A 15,548-nucleotide genomic window follows, 5' to 3' on the forward strand; every position below is an offset into this window, starting at 1 on the left:
CATTAGGAGATTCATGCGTACGAGTATCGCGACCGTCTGCCTCTCCGGAACCCTCGAAGACCGGCTGGAGGCCGCCGCGGCCGCCGGATTCGACGCCGTGGAGATCTTCGAGAACGACCTGATCGCCTCGGCCAGCTCCCCCGAGAGCATCCGGGCCCGGGTGCGCGATCTGGGTCTCAGCATCGATCTCTACCAGCCGTTCCGCGACGCCGAAGGAGCAACTGACGAGCGCTTCGCGGCCGTACGACGGCGCTTCGCGGCCAAGCTCGACCTCATGAGCCGCCTCGGCGCCGACACGATCCTCGTCTGCTCGTCGGTCTCCCCCGACACGATCCCGGACGACGCGGTCAGCATCGCCCAGCTCCGCGCTCTCGCCGGCCTCGCCGCCGCGCGGGGCATGCGCATCGCCTACGAGGCCCTGGCCTGGGGACGCCATGTGTCCACATGGGATCATTCCTGGGAGATAGTCCGGCGGGCCGACCACCCCGCCCTGGGGCTCTGCCTGGACAGCTTCCACGTGCTGTCGCGAACTACTTCTTATCAAAATATCCGAAATGTTCCAGGTGACAAGATCTTCTTCCTGCAACTGGCCGATGCGCCACGCTTGGACATGGACGTCCTGCAATGGAGCCGTCACCACCGCCTCTTCCCGCTGCAGGGCGGCCTCGACCTGTACGGCTTCACCCGCGCCGTCCTCGACGCCGGCTACACCGGGCCGCTCTCGCTCGAGGTCTTCAACGACGTCTTCCGCCAGGCCGACCCGCATCGCACGGCCGTCGACGCCCGCCGCTCGCTGATCGCGCTCCAGAACGCCGGCCTCACCCCACCGGCCGACCTCGACGGCATCGCGTTCGCCGAGCTCGGCGTCGACGCCTCCACCGGCCCCGAGCTCGAGACGCTGCTGCGCGCGCTCGGTTTCACCCACTCCGGCCAGCACCGGTCCAAGGCCGTCCAGCTCTGGGAACAGGGCACCGCCCGCATCCTGCTCAACTCCGGCGCTCCGCGCCTCAGCGAGGGTTCGGCCGCGATCCGCGCCTTCGCTCTGGAGAGTACGCAGCCGGAGCAGTCGGCCGAGCGCGCGGAGCAGCTCCTGGCCGAGCCGCTCCCCCGCCGGCGCCGGCAGAGCGAGGCCGACCTGACGGCGGTGGCCGCGCCGGACGGCACCGAGGTCTTCTTCGTGCGCACCTCTCCGGCCGGCTGGCACGACGACTTCCTGCCCACCGGCGAGCGGGCCGGCGGGGCCGGGATCACCGGCATCGACCATCTGTCGCTGGCCCAGCCGTTCGACCGCTACGACGAGGCCGCGCTCTTCTACCGCTCGGTGCTCGGCATGACCGACGACGAGGCGGGCGAGTTCGCGGCGCCGTTCGGCCTGATGCGCACCCTGGCGATCCGCGATCCGCGGCGACGGGCCCGGATCGCGCTCAGCGTGCCCCTGTTGCGCCGCGGGGACTGGGCTCCGGCCGTACCCCATCCGCAGCACATCACCCTGGCCTCGTCCGATCTCACCGTCACCGCCGCGGCTCTGCGGGCGGCCGGGATCGAGCCGTTGCCGATTCCCGGCAACTACTACGACGACCTGGAAGCGCGCCTGGAACTGCCGGACGGGCTCCGAGCCCTCGGTGCGATGTACGACGAGGACGAGCACGGTCACTACTGGCAGCTGTTCACCCCGGTCGTCGGCGACCGGGTCTTCTTCGAGATCGTTCAGCGGGTCGGCGACTACCGCGGCTACGGCTTCGCCAATGTCCCCGTTCGCATGGCGGCGCACCGGGCGCAGCGCCTGCGCTTCAAAGGTTGAGCAGGGCCGCGCGCGTGCGGGCGGCGCTCCAGCGCCGGCCCAGCTTCGGCTGCAGCAGCCCTTCGAGGACCGGGGTGAGCCGGCCGGCCCGGCGGAAGGGCGTCATGTTCCCCTCCGCCACGGCCAGGACCGTGGCGAACAGGTCGCCCCGGTCGAACGGCGAACGACCCTCGACCGCCGCGTAGAGGGTCGCGCCGAGCGAGAACAGGTCGCTGGCCGGAAGAGGCTCACCGCCCTGCAACTGCTCGGGCGACACGAAGGCCGGGCTGCCGGCGAACCCGCCGGGCGGCGGCCGCCAGTCACCGCCGGGCAGGTGGGCGACGCCGAAGTCGAGCAGCACCACCCGGCCGTCGTCGCACAGCTGCACGTTGCCCGGCTTGACGTCGCGGTGCACCACACCGGCCCGGTGGGCCGCGTCGAGCACGTCGACGATGCAGTGCCCGATCCGCACGACCTGCTCGATCGGGAGCGGACCCTGGTCTCTGAGGGCGGCGCCGAGGCTCCGCCCGCTCAGGGCCTCCATCACGATCCAGGGTTGGTCGTCGTCGCGGACGACATCATGAATCCGCACGGCACCCGGGTGCTCGACCCGGGAGGCCGCGCGCGCCTCGGCCAGGGCCTGCTTGCGGGCCGTCCTGCCGGACCAGTCCGAGCCGAGGTCGACCTGTTTGACCGCGACCCAGCGCTCCATCAGCTCGTCCTGCGCGAGCCACACCGTCCCCATGCCGCCGCGCCCGAGCACGGAGCAGAGCCGGTAGCGCCCGGCCACCACGATTCCCGAGGCGATCGGCGCTTCTGCTGTAAGAACCCCCATGCCCTAACAGGGTGGTCTTCCGCGGCCCGCGTGTCGTCCAGGCGAGCCCCCAACCGCAGTACCGGCTAGCCGGAAAACTTCAGCTGCTGCCCATCCGAATCAGGGCATTTCCCCCCAGCAGCAGCACGTCGGCCCCGGCCACGAGGGCCATGCTCAGGTGCAGCCGCCGCGACGCCTGCTCCGGATCGGTCTCGCGGAGCCCCCGGATGAGCGCCCCGAGGGCGGCCAGCACCAGCGGGATGCCACCGATCAGCAGCAGGCCCACCGACCCCGGCGTGCGCCCCTTGACGACCAGCAGGGTGACCAGCACGGTGGGCACGATGCCGAAGAAAAGCCAGCACAGCCCGGCGTACCAGCGCAGAGGCCGTGTCGCGTCCATCCGAGGATCTTAGAGCGTCAGTCGTGAGGCGGCGGCGACAGGTGCGCCTGAAGCTCGGCCCCGAAGGCGACGACAGTGAACGCGACACCGGAGGCGGCCACCGCGAGCAGCGCCGTCATGGCCACCCGCCCCCGCAGCCACCCGGTGGTGAGAAATCCGAGGGTCCACGGCGAGAGGAAGCCGAGGGCGGCGAAATAGCCGAAGCCGTCCGCGGCCATCATGCCCGGCATCATCAGGAACAGCAGGATCCCGCCGGCCACGAAGCCGGGAAGAACCGGCGTCAGGCTGGTCCAGTCACCGGCGGGCGAGCGCCGCGCCAGGGAGAAGACACGCACCGCCGCCACGGCCAGCACGACAGAGGTCACCAGGGCGGCGGCGAACCAGGCCACCAGCAGCGGCCGCGGCAGCCCACCGCCCGGCACCTCGGTCATCCAGCCCGGCACGACAACGTTCACCGAGTCTCAACGGCAGGAACGCCTCCAGGGTCACGGCTCGCCGTCCAGGGCGCGCAGACCCTCCTCCCATCGCTGCCGCCGTTCCTCCGGCGTCTGCTCCCACCATGGCGTGCCGCGCTCCCCGAGCGCCACTTTGGCGATCTGCACCCGGCCGCGCGCCGCCCCCGGATCCTCACCGGCCCGCAGCGCCTTGCCCACGTCACGCCGGGCAGCCATCAGCGCCTTGCGCAGCACGGCCGCCTCCGCCTCGGGAATGGCGGGATCGGTCGCCCGCCATCGGCGCCCGTTGATGACCAGGTAACGATCGTCATCAGTCGACATCTGAGCCTTCCCCACCTGAACGGACGACTCCGCTCTGTCATCGTCGCCGTTAAGGTTCCCGCCCGTGGCGGAAGCATTCGAGTTGTGGGGACAACGCGGCCGGGCCTATTTCGAGGTCGTCGGCGAATCCTTCTACGAGAAGCAGATCAAGGCGCTGTTCAAGGACACCAAGCTCCGCGGCGACGACGGCGCCGAGCTGTCGATCTCGGTCGAGCTGCGCCCCGATCCGCAGAACCGGTACGACCCGCACGCGGTCGGCGTGTGGGGGAAGACCGGGCAACTCGGCAATCTCTGTTCCCTCTGAACTCTCCGCCGGGCGAGAGACACCAGGTGCTTCCGCTCGGCGCGGCGATCCAGGTCTCCGGCGAGGACAAGCACATGGACGCCCTGATTCCGCATCTGCGGCCGGAAGGCGAGGGCTGGGTCCACGCCACATTGCACCCGATGACCGAGCAGACGGCCCGGACTTCCAAAGAGCTTGTCGAGGTACGCGTCGACGGCCGCCGCGTCGGGCAGCTCACCCCGAAGATGAGCGGCGACCTGCTGCCCGCCGTCACCCATCTCGCCGTGAGCGGCACGACCGCGGCCGCGCGGGCCGTCGTCAAGGGCAACCGGCTCAAGGCCGAGGTGGTGCTCTACGTTCAGCGCGCCCACGAGCTGCCGGCCAGCTGGCTCGAGGCGCAACCGGCGACGGCCGCGCCTCGCGCTCACGTTCCGGTGCCGCCGCGGCCGACCGGGCTACGGTTCGTGGTGCCGCCGGAGTGGCCCCAGCCTCCGGACGGCTGGGAACCGCAGACGGGGTGGCAGCCGGATCCCAGCTGGCCGTCCGCGCCGGACGGTTGGCAGTACTGGCGGCTGACCTGGGCTCAGGCCGAGTAGCGGCTCACCTTTTCCGGGTGCAGGACGATACGGACGAGTGGGGCCGTGCGCCATTCCGTGAGGAGCTTGTCGTGCTCGGGGTCGGTCCAGGTCCAGTAGCGCTCGGCCAGGCGCAGGGCCAGCTCGTTGGCGCCGTCGTCGTGGACGGTGGCCTGGCCCTCGACCGCCACCCAGTGCTCGGGCTCGCCCGTCGGGGCGGCCACCACGATCGACGCGCGCGGGTTCTCGCGCAGGCGGCCGACCTTGGGGGACTCGGGCAGCGAGAACAGCTGGAGGTCACCGTCGGCGGTCAGCTCGAACCAGACCGGGCGCGGGGACGGCCAGCGGTCGCCGCGCGGGGCGACCGTGAGGAAGGCGTTGAGCGGGCGGGCCAGCAGTGCGAGATCCTCGTCGCGGAACATGACGTCCAACCTACAAGGCGAGCGCCGCCGCTTGCCGGATCGCTTCGGCGGCCGAGGTGGCGCCGCCGGCCTCGCCCACCACGACGGTCGGCCACGGGCCGAGGTCGAGGGTGCGCGGCACCGTGCCGTGGGAGGCCACGACCGGGCCCGCCACGTCGAGGCGTTCGAGGCGGCCGGCGGCCCCGATCAGCAAGGTGTCCTCGGTGATGGCCTCCAGGGTGGCCCCGAGCCGGATCTCCACTCCGGGCGCGGCACGCAGGCGGCGCTCGACGAGCACCTTCTCGCGGAAGCCGGCCTCCGGGGCGAGGGTCTCACCGGCGGCAAGCAGCAGCACCCGATGGCCGGCGGCGGCCGCCGCGTCCGCCACGGCGAGGCCGGCCCGGTCGGCGCCCCACACCGTCACCACGGAGCCGGGGACGGCATCGCGCCAGTCCTCGATGCCGATCACGCGGGGGAGGCAGGCGCCGGGGATCGGTGGCACGAAAGGGGTGCCGCCGCAGGCCATCACCACCGTCTCGGGACGCCAGGCCGCGACGACGGAGGCGTCGGCCGGGGTCGACAGACGCGTGTCCACACCGAGCCGAACCAGTTCTCGCGAATACCAGTCGAGCAGGCGGCCGAACTCGGGGCGGCCGGGAAGCGTTGCCGCGTAACGGAACCGGCCGCCCAGCGACGGTCCGGCCTCGAACAGCACGACCTCGTGACCGGCCGAGGCCGCCCGGTGGGCCGCTTCCAGTCCGGCCACGCCCCCGCCGGCGACGAGGACGCGGCGGGTCGAACCGCTCGGGGCGGGCGGGGGTGCGGCGTTGACCAGGCACCAGATCGGGCGCTGCGTGTGCAGCTCGTCGATGCAGCCCTGGTTGCAGGCGATGCACGGACGCGGGGCCACACCGGTCAGCGCCTTGCCGGTCCACTGCGGGTCGGCGTGCTGGGCGCGGCCCACCGCGACCAGATCGGCCGCGCCCGACCGGAGGATCTCCTCGGCCACCTCGGCCGTGGGAATGCGTCCCGCCACGCAGACGGGCTTTCCCAGAGTACGGAACTTGGCGGCGTACGGAGCCAGCACGCCCCGGACGACCTCACCCGGCTGGACCATCCACTCGCCGGCCTCGTAGCACCCGGCCGAGATGTCCAGCACGTCGACGCAGTCGAGCGGCAGACGGGCGGTCAGCGCGAGGGTGTCGTCGAGGGACAGGCCATCGGGTACGCCCTCGAAGGCGGACAGGCGAAGGAAAACCGGAAGACCCACGCGGCGTACGGCCGTCAGCACCTCCGAGACGAACGCCAGCGGATCGCCGTAGCGGTCGGTGCGGTGGTTCGTGCGCGGGGACAGGAACTGATGGATGAGGTAGCCGTGGGCCGCGTGCACCGAGAGGACATCCACCCCGGCCCCGGCGCACCGGCGGGCCGCCGCGGCAAAGTCGCCGACCAGCCCGGCGACCTCGTCGGTGGTCAGGGCGCGCGGGACCACACCGCGGAACGGCACCGCCGACGGCGCCACCGGCTGGCGGCCCGACACGGCCGGGGAGGTGACCCGCCCGGCGTGGTTGAGCTCCACGCCGAGCAGGGCGCCGCCACCGTGGACGGCCGTGGCCAGCGACTCGAGCCCCGGCACCACGTGGTCGCCGTGGGCGCCGAGCTGGAGCTGCCGGCCGCGCCCGTCCGGCCGTACGTAGGTGGCCTCGGTGAAGACCAGAGCCGCCCCGCCCGCGGCTCGCTCACGGAGGTAATCCACATAGCGCTCGGTGACCCGGCCGTCGGGGGTGCCGTAGTTGCGTTCCATCGGCGGGCTGACCACCCGGTTGCGCAGGCCGAGCGGGGTGAACGGCGAGCCGAGCAGCATCACAGTCCCAGGTAGATCTGGCGGACCCGGGGATCGTTGCGCAGCTCGTCCGACGTGCCGGTCATGGCGACCGCGCCGTTCTCGACCACCAGGCAGCTGCTGGTGGCCTCGAAGGTGAGCTTGGCGTTCTGCTCGACCAGCAGCAGGGTCAGGCCCTCGGAGCGCAGCCGCAGCAGCACGGCCAGGATGTCCTCGACCAGCTTGGGCGACAGGCCCATCGACGGCTCGTCGAGCAGCAGCAGCCGGGGTTGTGACATCAGCGCCCGGCCGATCGCCAGCATCTGCTGCTGCCCGCCGGACAGGGCCCCGGCCAGCCGGTGCCTCATCTCGCCCAGCACGGGGAACAGGTCGTAGACCTCGGCCAGTGTCGCCTTGGTCGACGAGTCCCATTTTCGGGCGTACGCGCCGAGCAGCAGATTCTTCTCGACGGGCAGACCGGTGAACACGTGCCGGCCCTCCGGGACGTATCCGATGCCGTGCCGGACCATGTCGCGGGCGCTGACCGAGCCCAGGTCCTTGTCGCCCAGCCGCAGTGTGCCGGACCGGCGTGGCACCAGGCCCATCACGGCCTTGAGGGTGGACGTCTTGCCGGCCCCGTTGGCGCCGATGACGCCGACCGCCTCGCCGCCCGGCACCTCGAAGCTGAGGTCCCGGACGGCGCTGACGCCGCCGTAGTTGACCGTCAGGCCTTCGACGGTCAGGGCAAGCCCGGTGGTCATCGCGTGGCCTCCCCGACGGACGGGACGGGAAGGTCGTCGGTGTTCATCGAATCCCCCAGATACGCCTCGATCACGGCGGGTTCGGCCGCCACCTCGGCCGGCGTCCCCGAGGCGATCACCCGGCCGCCGGCCAGCACGGTGATCTGCTCGCAGAGCGACATCACCAGGCCCATGTTGTGCTCGATGATGATGACCGTGCGGCCGCTGTCGCGGATCGACCGGACGATCTCGGCCAGCTGCCGCACCTCCTCGCCGTTGAGGCCGGCCGCCGGCTCGTCGAGCAGGAGCAGGGCCGGATCGGCGGCGACGGCCCGCGCGATCTCGACACGGCGCTGAATGCCGTACGGCAACGACTTGGGCGCGAGAGAGGCGAACTCCGTGAGCCCGTATCGGGCCAAGATGTCCGCGGCGTCCGATCGCAGAGTCACATCTCGCCGGATCACACTCAGCGGTCGCAGCACATAGCGCCACGCCGACAACGTCGACGAGCGGTCGAGCGCGACAAGGAGGTTCTCCTCGACCGTGAGGTCACCGAAAAGCCGCAGGTTCTGGAACGTCCGAGCCATGCCGGCGCGGGCCAGGCGATACGGAGTCCGCCCCGTCATGTCGGCGCCACGGAAGAACACCCGGCCCTGGGTCGGCTTGTAGAGGCCGCTGATCACGTTGAAGAGCGTCGTCTTGCCGGAGCCGTTCGGCCCGACGATCCCGCGGATCTCGCCGGTCGTCACGGTGAGCGAGACGTCGTCGAGCGCCTTGAGACCCCGGAACTGCTTGGTCACCCCCTCGACCCGCAGAAGTTGATCATCGGAGGTGGGTGAGGAGGCGGCGACGGCCTCGTACGGCTCGAACGGCCTCAACTGCGCCGCGCTTCCCCGCGTCCCGCGCCGATGGTCGATGGCGGCGCGGACCCGTCGAGGGAGGCCGGCCAGGCCCGTCGGGGCGAAGACGACGACCAGGACGACGACCGAGCCGTACGCCAGCTGGGCGATGGTCGGGTGGTCGACCAGGAGCTCGCGGACCAGGGCGAGACTGATCGCGCCGACCACGCAGCCGATCAGGCTCTGCCGGCCACCGATGATCACCATGGCCAGCAGCAGGAACATGTTGGCGATGTTGAACGACTCCGGGGCGACGTAGCGGATGAGCCCCGAGTAGAGGACGCCGGCCACTCCCCCGTACACGCTGGCCAGCATGAACGCCGTCATCCGGAGCATCGGCACCTCGGCCCCGAGCGCGCCCGCGGCCAGCGCGTCGTCACGCATGGCCCGCATCCGGCGGCCCAGGGCCGTACGGACCACGAAGAGCCCGAAGCCGAGCACCACCGCGAAGACGATCAGTTCCAGGTAGTAGTAGATGTACTCGCTGGACAGGTCCACGCCGGGCACGGAGGGCGCCGGGATCCCGGAGATGCCCTCGGCCCCGCCGGCGATCTCGGCGTTCGTCACCCAGTTCGTGAAGGCCAGGGCCAGCCCCAGCGTCACGATGCCCAGATAGTGCGACTGCACCCTCAGCGCCGGCGTGCCGATCACCAGCCCCATCAGGACGGTGGCCGCGACGGCCAGCACCCCGGCCACCCAGAAGCCCATCCCGGCGTGCGTGGTGAGGATCGCCGTGACGTAGGCGCCCACGCCGAAGAACGCCACCTGCGACAGGTTGACCTGACCGGCGATGCCCATGACGAGGCCGAGCCCGATGGCCAGGATCGCGAAGATGAGGATGACGTTGACGACGTGGATGGCGTACGAGTCGAGCCCGTACGGCAGGAACCAGGCCGCGACGCCGAGGGCAGCGATGATCAATATGCGCTGTCTCATGCCCGGTTCACCGTCCGCTCGCCGAAGATGCCGGTCGGCCGCACCATGATGATCACCGTGAAGACGAGGAAGGTGACCAGCTCGGAGTAGCCCTGGAAGTGCCCGGCGGTGAACGAGTCGAGGATCCCGATGGCCAGGCCGCCGAGGATCGCGCCGGGGATGCTGCCGAAGCCGCCGAGGATGGCGGCCGCGAAGCCCTTGATGCCGAGCGCGCCGCCGAGCGCCGGGCTGACGTAGAGCAGCGGCCCGACCAGGCCGCCGGCCAGCGCGGCCAGCCCGGCGCCGATCATGAAGGCGATCGCGTTGCTGCGGCCCACGTGGATGCCGACGGCCGTGGCCGCCTCGTGGTCCATCGCGACCGCCTGCATGGCGGCGCCCCTCTTGGTGCGCGACAGGAACAGCACCAGCAGCACGGTGGCCAGCGCCGCGATGGCCAGCACGACGAGGTCGTACGTCCTGATCCTCAGCCCGAAGATGTCGATCGGCGCGGTCTGCACCGGTGAGGGGACGGCGCGGCCGGTGGCGCCCCAGATCATGATGATCAGGGCGTCGAGCACGATGCCGAAGCCGATCGTGCCGATCAGCATGAGGTCGAAGTCCTTGTTCTCGAGCGGGCGCAGCACCCGCTCGATGACCAGGCCGATCGCCCCGGTCACGACGATCGCGACGATCATGGCCAGGGCGAACGGCAACTTGCTGGTCAGATAGAAGGTGGACGCCAGATAGGCGCCGACCGTGACGACGTTGCCGTGCGCGAAGTTGACCAGCCCCATCGTGCGGTAGACCAGGGAGAACCCCAGCGCCACCAGGGCGTAGACGGCGCCCAGGCTGACGCCGCCCACGATCGTCTGGAAGAAGACCTGCATGCCGGTCAGCTTCCGGCGGCCACGAGCTGGCCGCCCTTGATGACACCGATCGACGTCTCGAAGATGCCGACGCCGGTCTCGTCGAAGGCGAAGTTCCCGAGCAGCCCGTCGTGCTTGGTGGCCCTGATCGCGTCGGCCAGCGCCTTGCCGCTCGCGACGTTGCTGGTCTTGAGGGCGGTCAGCAGGATCTGGGTTCCGTCGTACGCCTTGGCGCCGTGCAGTTCGGCCTCCTCGTTGAACTTCGCCTTGTAGGCGGCGGCGAACTTCTTGGACGCCTCGTCGATGTCGTTGCTCAGGTACGGCGAGCTGACGATCGTGCCCTCGACGTTCTTCGCGCCGGCCGTGTCGATGAAGACCGGCGTGCCCTGCGGCGCCGCGCCGGCGAAGGTCGACGTGATGCCGAGGTCGCGGGCCTGCTTCACGATCAGGCCCGACTCGACCTCCTCGGCGCCCAGGAAGATGACCTTCGGGTTCTTCTGGCGGATCGAGGTGAGGACCGCGCTGAAGTCCTTCTGGTCGGCGGTGACGACCTGGTCGGCGACCGGCGTGACGCTGCGCGTCTGCAGCGCCTTGAGGAACGCGTCGTGCTCGCCCTTGCCGTAGCCGCCGTTGTTGGTGATCATCGCGATGCTCTTGATGCCCTGCTGGTCGACGATGTGCTTGGCCAGGGTCTCGTCGTAGGTGGTGGAGGTCGGGCCGTTGAGGAACAGGAAGTCGCTGCCGACCTTCACCAGGCCGGGCGACTGCCCGGAGGTGATGTTCGGGATCTCGGCCTGCTTGAGCAGCGGGGCCATGGCGATGGTGACAGCGCTCTCGGCGGTGCCGATCATCGCGATGTAGCCCTCGCTGTCGATCTTGCGGGCGAGGTTGGTGCCGGTGGTCGGGTCGCCCTGGTCGTCGAAGACGTCGAGCTGGATCTGCCGGCCGTTGACGCCGCCGGCCGCGTTCCACTCGTCGACGGCCAGGCGGGCGCCCTTGAGCTCCCAGGCGCCGAGCGAGCTGAGCTGCCCGCTCTGCGCGTCGACGACGGCGATCTTGATCGGGCCGGAGTCGCTGCCCGACTCCTCCTTGTCGGAGCCGGGCGCGCTGCAGGCGGTGGCTCCGGTCAGGACAACGGCGAGCACGGCGAAAGCGGTGGCTCTCATGCGGACCATGTGCGTGTCACCTCTTTAAAATCGACCTTGATAGATGTCCTTGATGTTCCAGTGGCCCGGGGTGGGCACCGGCTCGTTGACCATCGGCACGTCGATCACCGCGGGGCGGCGGCGCTCGACGGCCGACTTGAGGGCGACGGTGAGATCGCCGGGCTCCGCCACCAGATAGCCGTCGGCGCCGCAGGCGCGTCCGAGGGCGGCGAAGTCGGGGCTGTACGGGTTGCCGTCCGGATCGACGAAGTCGCATCCGTAGCTGCGGCCGAAGAAGCTCGACTGCAGGTCTGAGATCGTGCCGTGGGCACGGTTGTTCATCACCAGGAAGATCACCGGCAGGCCCTGCTCGACCGCCATGGGCAGCGCCGGGAGCTGGGCGCTCATGCCGCCGTCGCCGATCAGCGCCACCACGACCCGCTCGGGCTGGGCCAGTTGCACGCCGAGCGCGGCGGCCGGGCCGAAGCCCATGGTGGAGGCGCCGCCCGGGGTGATGAACCGGCCGTCGGCCGGCAGCGGGTAGCACTGGGCCACGCCGTTCTTGTTCCAGCCGACGTCGGTGACGAGCACGGTGTCCGACGGCAGCGAGGCGCGCACGTCGGCCAGGATCCGCTCGGGCCGCAGCGGGAACTGGTCACTGCGGCCGCGTTCGGCGCTGGCCGCGAACAACTCGGCCCGCGCCTGCCCGATCTCCGAGCGGAGCGAGGGCCGGTCGGTTCCCTCCGGCTTCCTTTGCCGTACGGCGGTGAGCACGCGCCCGACCGCAAGCGCGGCATCCGCCACGACGCCGATCTCGACCGGGTAGTTCCGCCCGATCTCGGCCGGGTCGATGTCGATCTGAATCAGCCGCGACGGTGGGAAGCGCCACGTGTACTCGGGATCCCACGAGCTCGAGTCGGTCTCGGCGAAGCGGGTCGCGATGGCCAGGACGACATCGGCGTTCCGGGCGTACTCGTTGGTCTCCTTGAGCCCCCAGAAGCCGGTCATGCCCAGCACGAGCGGGTGGTCGTCGGGCAGGGTTCCCTTAGCCATCAGCGAGTGGGCGACCGGGATGTCGAGATGTTCCGCGAGCTCCTTGAGGGCTTCGCTGCCCCGGAGGCCACCGCCGACGTAGATCAGCGGCCGTTCCGCCTCCACCAGCGCGGCGGCGATCTTTTTCGCGTCCGCTTCGGACAAATCGGGCCTGGTCGCGCTGATCGGCAACGGATACTCACCGCCGGGCGCGTCGCGGTTGAAGATGTCCATGGGGACGTTGAGCAGGACGGCGCCGGGGCGGCCGCTGGTGGCGGTCCAGAAGGCGCGCTCGGTGAAGCGGGGCAGGTCGGCCGAGCGCTGCACCTGCCAGGCCCGCTTGACGAACGGGCGGTAGATGGCGGTCTGGTCGGCGTCCGCGTGCAGGTTGACTTCCTGGTGCGGGTGACGGCCGTACATGTAGGAGGGGATGTCGCCGGAGATGGCGACCAGCGGCACCGAGTCGAGGGCGGCCGTGGCCACGCCGGTGACCGCGTTCATCATGCCCGGGCCGACGTGCATGAGCAGGACGCCCGGCTTGCCGGTGGCGCGGGCGTACCCGTCGGCGGCGTGCGCGGCGGTCTGCTCGTGGCGGGCGATGACGAAGTCGATGTCACTGCGGCCGATCGCGTCGAGCAGGGCGATGTTCGTGTGCCCGCACGTGCCGAAGATGTGCGTGACGCCGTAGCTCTTCAGCTGCTCGACCAGGGCGTCGGCGGCGGTCCTCATCAGTTCTCTCCCCAGATCGACAGGCCACGCAGGATCAGCGTTTTGACGACGGTGTAGTCCTCGACCATGTGGCGGGGGTCCTCACGGCCGAAGCCGGAGTCCTTCACCCCGCCGAACGGGACGTGGTCGAGGCGGTAGTTGGACGAGCCGTTGACGATCAGGCCGCCGACCTCCAGCTCGCGCCAGGCCTTGAAGATGCGGCCGGCGTCCCGCGTGAAGAGGCCCGCCTGAAGGCCGAAGCTGCTGGCATTGCACGTTTCGAGTACCGCGTCGAAGTCGTCGAACGGCAGCACTGTCACGAGCGCGCCGAAGACCTCCTTGACGACCACCTCGGCGTCTTCCGGCGGGTCGACGACCACGGTGGGGCTCAGCGTCGCGCCGTCGCGAGTGCCGCCGAGGGCGATTTGCCCGCCGCTCGTCGTCGCCCATTGTTGAACGCGTTCGGCGGCCGCCTCGTCCACCATGGAACCGACGTCCGTTGCCGGGTCGAGCGGGTCGCCTACCCGCAGGCGCTTCACTTCGTCGGTGAGTGCCTGAACAAATCGGTCTTTCTGCTCGCGGGCCACGTAGACGCGCTGGACGGAGATGCAGCTCTGCCCGGAGTTGCTGTAGCCGGTGCGGGCGCAGATCTTGGCGGCCTGTTCCAGGTCGGCGTCGTCGCAGACGATCGTGGCCGCGTTGCCGCCGAGCTCCAGGACCAGGCGCTTGGCGCCGGCGGCGCGGGCCACGGCCGCGCCCGTCTCGGCGCTGCCGGTGAAGCTGATGACGGCCACCTCGGGCGCGGCGCACAGCTCGGCTCCGACCTCTCCCCCGCCGTGCAGCAGTTGGACGGCCTCGACCGGGGCGCCCGCGTCGAGCAGCAGCGACACCACGGCGGCGGAGACGGCCGGGGCCTGTGGGGGCGCCTTGACGATCGTGCTGTTGCCGGCCGCGAACGAGGCGCCGAGCTTGTGGGCGAGCAGATTGGCCGGGGCGTTGAACGGCGTGATGGCCAGGGCCACCCCGGCCGGGGCCCGATAGGTCATCGCGGTGTTGCCGGCGCCGCGCGCCCAGCCGGCGACCGGGAGCACGTCGCCGCCGATGTCGCGGGCGGCGGCCGCGCAGACCGCGAACGTGTCGGCCACCCGGTCGAGCTCACCCAGGCCGTCGCGCAGCGGCTTGCCCAGTTCCAGCGCGAGCAGCCGGGCGATCGCCTCCCGGCGCTCGCCGGCGAGGGCGGCCGCGCGATCGAGGACGGCCGCTCGCGTGGCGGGGGCCAGGCGGGCCACCGTACGAGCGCTCGCTTTGGCGTATTCGGCCGCGGCCCGGGCGTCGCCCGGCTCGGCGGAGCGGGCGCTGCTGACGACCGTACGGGCGAAGGGCCCGACACGCTCGAAGGCCGGGCCTTCGGAGATCCATTTTCCACCGAGGAGCGTCGGCGTTCGGTCGACCATCTTCGCCTCCTCTCTGTCAGGTGGTCCACTAGACGGACCGGAGAAGCATCTTCTGGACCGCTCTGCGGACTCCGGTGTAACGTACGGTTGGCCGCCAGCGGAAGGCAAGAGGTTGACGCCAGAATCAGGGGCAGTCTTTTCGAGAGAGGGAGTCACCGTGACCCGCGACGAGAGCGCCGCCGACGGCTCGGGCGTCCGCAGCGTCCAGCGCGCGCTGGACATCCTGTCCCTGCTGAGCGAGGACCGGCCGCTGATCGCCGTGCGCGACATCGTCGCCGCGACCGGCCTGGCCAAGACCACAGTGATCCGGCTCGTGCAGACCCTGGAACAGAGCGGTCTGCTGTGGGCGACCACCACCGGATATATGGCCGGTCCGGGCCTGTGGCGGTGGGCGCACCTGGCCCGCCGCAGCTGGGAGCTGCCGCCGGAGACGCAGCGGATGATGCGGGAGCTGGCCGCCCGCGAGCGCGAGACGGTGAACGTCTACGTGGCCCGCGACATCGTCCGCGTCTGCATCGCCCAGCAGGAGAGCCCGCAGCCGCTGCGGCATGTCGTGCACGTCGGCGACGAACTGCCCATGTGGGCCGGCGCGTCGGCCAAGGTGCTGCTGCGCAACGCCCCCGACCCCCTGCTCGAACGGATCGCCGCCTCCTCCCCGTACGGCGAAGGCCATGTCCGCCGCATGCGGGAGTGGATCGACGAGGCCGACCAGCAGGGATACGCGACCAGCCACGGCGAGCGGGAGAACGGCCTGTCGGCCGTGGCCGTGCCGATCCTCGGCCGCTCCGGCACGGTCGTGGCCGCCCTCACCCTGAGCGGGCCGACCGTCCGCTTCGACGACGAGCGGGTCGCCGCCTTCGCCGAGGCGCTGCTCAAGGCGGCCGCCCAGATGAACGAGCGGGGTTTCGACCACCCGCTCTTCTAGAACACTTCTGCTG

Annotated in this window: 16 protein-coding genes; 4 read left to right on the forward strand and 12 right to left on the reverse strand. The window is 70.9% G+C overall.

Annotated features, from left to right (window positions below):
* Positions 1-13: 13 nt before the first annotated feature.
* Positions 14-1,801 carry a bifunctional sugar phosphate isomerase/epimerase/4-hydroxyphenylpyruvate dioxygenase family protein gene (locus ACQP2X_RS28090; RefSeq protein WP_498686884.1) on the forward strand — a complete coding sequence of 596 codons (1,788 nt, stop codon included), beginning with the start codon at positions 14-16 and terminating at the stop codon, positions 1,799-1,801.
* Here the strand turns inward: ACQP2X_RS28090 and ACQP2X_RS28095 are convergent.
* The 4 genes from ACQP2X_RS28095 to ACQP2X_RS28110 all read right to left on the reverse strand — a co-directional run bounded on the left by ACQP2X_RS28095 (position 1,791) and on the right by ACQP2X_RS28110 (position 3,770).
* Positions 1,791-2,615 carry a serine/threonine-protein kinase gene (locus ACQP2X_RS28095; protein WP_498686886.1) on the reverse strand — a complete coding sequence of 275 codons (825 nt, stop codon included), beginning with the start codon at positions 2,613-2,615 and terminating at the stop codon, positions 1,791-1,793. The two genes, ACQP2X_RS28090 and ACQP2X_RS28095, sit on opposite strands and share 11 nt — an antisense overlap.
* Before the next feature lie 79 nt (positions 2,616-2,694).
* The gene (locus ACQP2X_RS28100) at positions 2,695-2,994 is read right to left on the reverse strand and encodes a hypothetical protein (protein WP_498686887.1); all 300 of its coding nucleotides are present in this window, start codon (positions 2,992-2,994) and stop codon (positions 2,695-2,697) included.
* Positions 2,995-3,011: 17 nt separating this feature from the next.
* Positions 3,012-3,449: a hypothetical protein gene (locus ACQP2X_RS28105; RefSeq protein ID WP_498686889.1), complete on the reverse strand. Its 438-nt coding sequence runs from the start codon at positions 3,447-3,449 to the stop codon at positions 3,012-3,014.
* A gap of 30 nt (positions 3,450-3,479) precedes the next feature.
* A complete protein-coding gene (locus ACQP2X_RS28110) occupies positions 3,480-3,770 on the reverse strand; it encodes a hypothetical protein (RefSeq protein ID WP_498686892.1) in 291 nt (96 codons plus the stop codon).
* Between the two features lie 64 nt (positions 3,771-3,834).
* Here ACQP2X_RS28110 and ACQP2X_RS28115 point away from each other — a divergent pair, with 64 nt between their 5' ends.
* Both ACQP2X_RS28115 and ACQP2X_RS28120 read left to right on the forward strand, forming a co-directional pair.
* On the forward strand, positions 3,835-4,074 hold the full coding sequence (locus ACQP2X_RS28115; protein WP_498686893.1) for a hypothetical protein: 240 nt from the start codon (positions 3,835-3,837) through the stop codon (positions 4,072-4,074).
* Between the two features lie 26 nt (positions 4,075-4,100).
* A complete protein-coding gene (locus ACQP2X_RS28120; RefSeq protein WP_498686894.1) occupies positions 4,101-4,649 on the forward strand; it encodes a hypothetical protein in 549 nt (182 codons plus the stop codon).
* On the opposite strand, the gene ACQP2X_RS28125 is transcribed toward ACQP2X_RS28120, so the two are convergent.
* The 8 genes from ACQP2X_RS28125 to ACQP2X_RS28160 are packed head-to-tail and all read right to left on the reverse strand — an operon-like array spanning position 4,637 to position 14,610.
* Complete coding sequence (locus ACQP2X_RS28125; protein WP_498686896.1) at positions 4,637-5,050, reverse strand: pyridoxamine 5'-phosphate oxidase family protein; 414 nt, start codon at positions 5,048-5,050, stop codon at positions 4,637-4,639. The genes ACQP2X_RS28120 and ACQP2X_RS28125 overlap by 13 nt on opposite strands.
* Positions 5,051-5,060: 10 nt before the next feature.
* Positions 5,061-6,893: an oxidoreductase gene (locus tag ACQP2X_RS28130; RefSeq protein WP_498701063.1), complete on the reverse strand. Its 1,833-nt coding sequence runs from the start codon at positions 6,891-6,893 to the stop codon at positions 5,061-5,063.
* A complete protein-coding gene (locus ACQP2X_RS28135) occupies positions 6,893-7,612 on the reverse strand; it encodes an ABC transporter ATP-binding protein (RefSeq protein ID WP_498686898.1) in 720 nt (239 codons plus the stop codon). The genes ACQP2X_RS28130 and ACQP2X_RS28135 overlap by 1 nt, the downstream gene beginning before the upstream one ends.
* Positions 7,609-9,426, reverse strand: a complete 1,818-nt coding sequence (locus ACQP2X_RS28140) for a branched-chain amino acid ABC transporter ATP-binding protein/permease (protein ID WP_498686900.1) — start codon at positions 9,424-9,426, stop codon at positions 7,609-7,611. The genes ACQP2X_RS28135 and ACQP2X_RS28140 overlap by 4 nt, the downstream gene beginning before the upstream one ends.
* On the reverse strand, positions 9,423-10,292 hold the full coding sequence (locus ACQP2X_RS28145; RefSeq protein ID WP_498686902.1) for a branched-chain amino acid ABC transporter permease: 870 nt from the start codon (positions 10,290-10,292) through the stop codon (positions 9,423-9,425). Before ACQP2X_RS28145 ends, ACQP2X_RS28140 begins: the two co-directional genes overlap by 4 nt.
* 5 nt (positions 10,293-10,297) lie before the next feature.
* Positions 10,298-11,446, reverse strand: a complete 1,149-nt coding sequence (locus ACQP2X_RS28150) for an ABC transporter substrate-binding protein (protein ID WP_498686905.1) — start codon at positions 11,444-11,446, stop codon at positions 10,298-10,300.
* A 15-nt stretch (positions 11,447-11,461) separates the two neighbouring features.
* Complete coding sequence (locus ACQP2X_RS28155) at positions 11,462-13,177, reverse strand: thiamine pyrophosphate-binding protein (RefSeq protein WP_498686906.1); 1,716 nt, start codon at positions 13,175-13,177, stop codon at positions 11,462-11,464.
* The gene (locus ACQP2X_RS28160) at positions 13,177-14,610 is read right to left on the reverse strand and encodes an aldehyde dehydrogenase family protein (RefSeq protein WP_498686908.1); all 1,434 of its coding nucleotides are present in this window, start codon (positions 14,608-14,610) and stop codon (positions 13,177-13,179) included. Before ACQP2X_RS28160 ends, ACQP2X_RS28155 begins: the two co-directional genes overlap by 1 nt.
* A gap of 157 nt (positions 14,611-14,767) precedes the next feature.
* Here ACQP2X_RS28160 and ACQP2X_RS28165 point away from each other — a divergent pair, with 157 nt between their 5' ends.
* Positions 14,768-15,535, forward strand: a complete 768-nt coding sequence (locus tag ACQP2X_RS28165; protein ID WP_498686909.1) for an IclR family transcriptional regulator — start codon at positions 14,768-14,770, stop codon at positions 15,533-15,535.
* Positions 15,536-15,548: the final 13 nt, after the last annotated feature.

Source organism: Actinoplanes sp. CA-131856, assembly GCF_050956135.1.
Classification (GTDB): Bacteria; Actinomycetota; Actinomycetes; order Mycobacteriales; family Micromonosporaceae; genus Actinoplanes.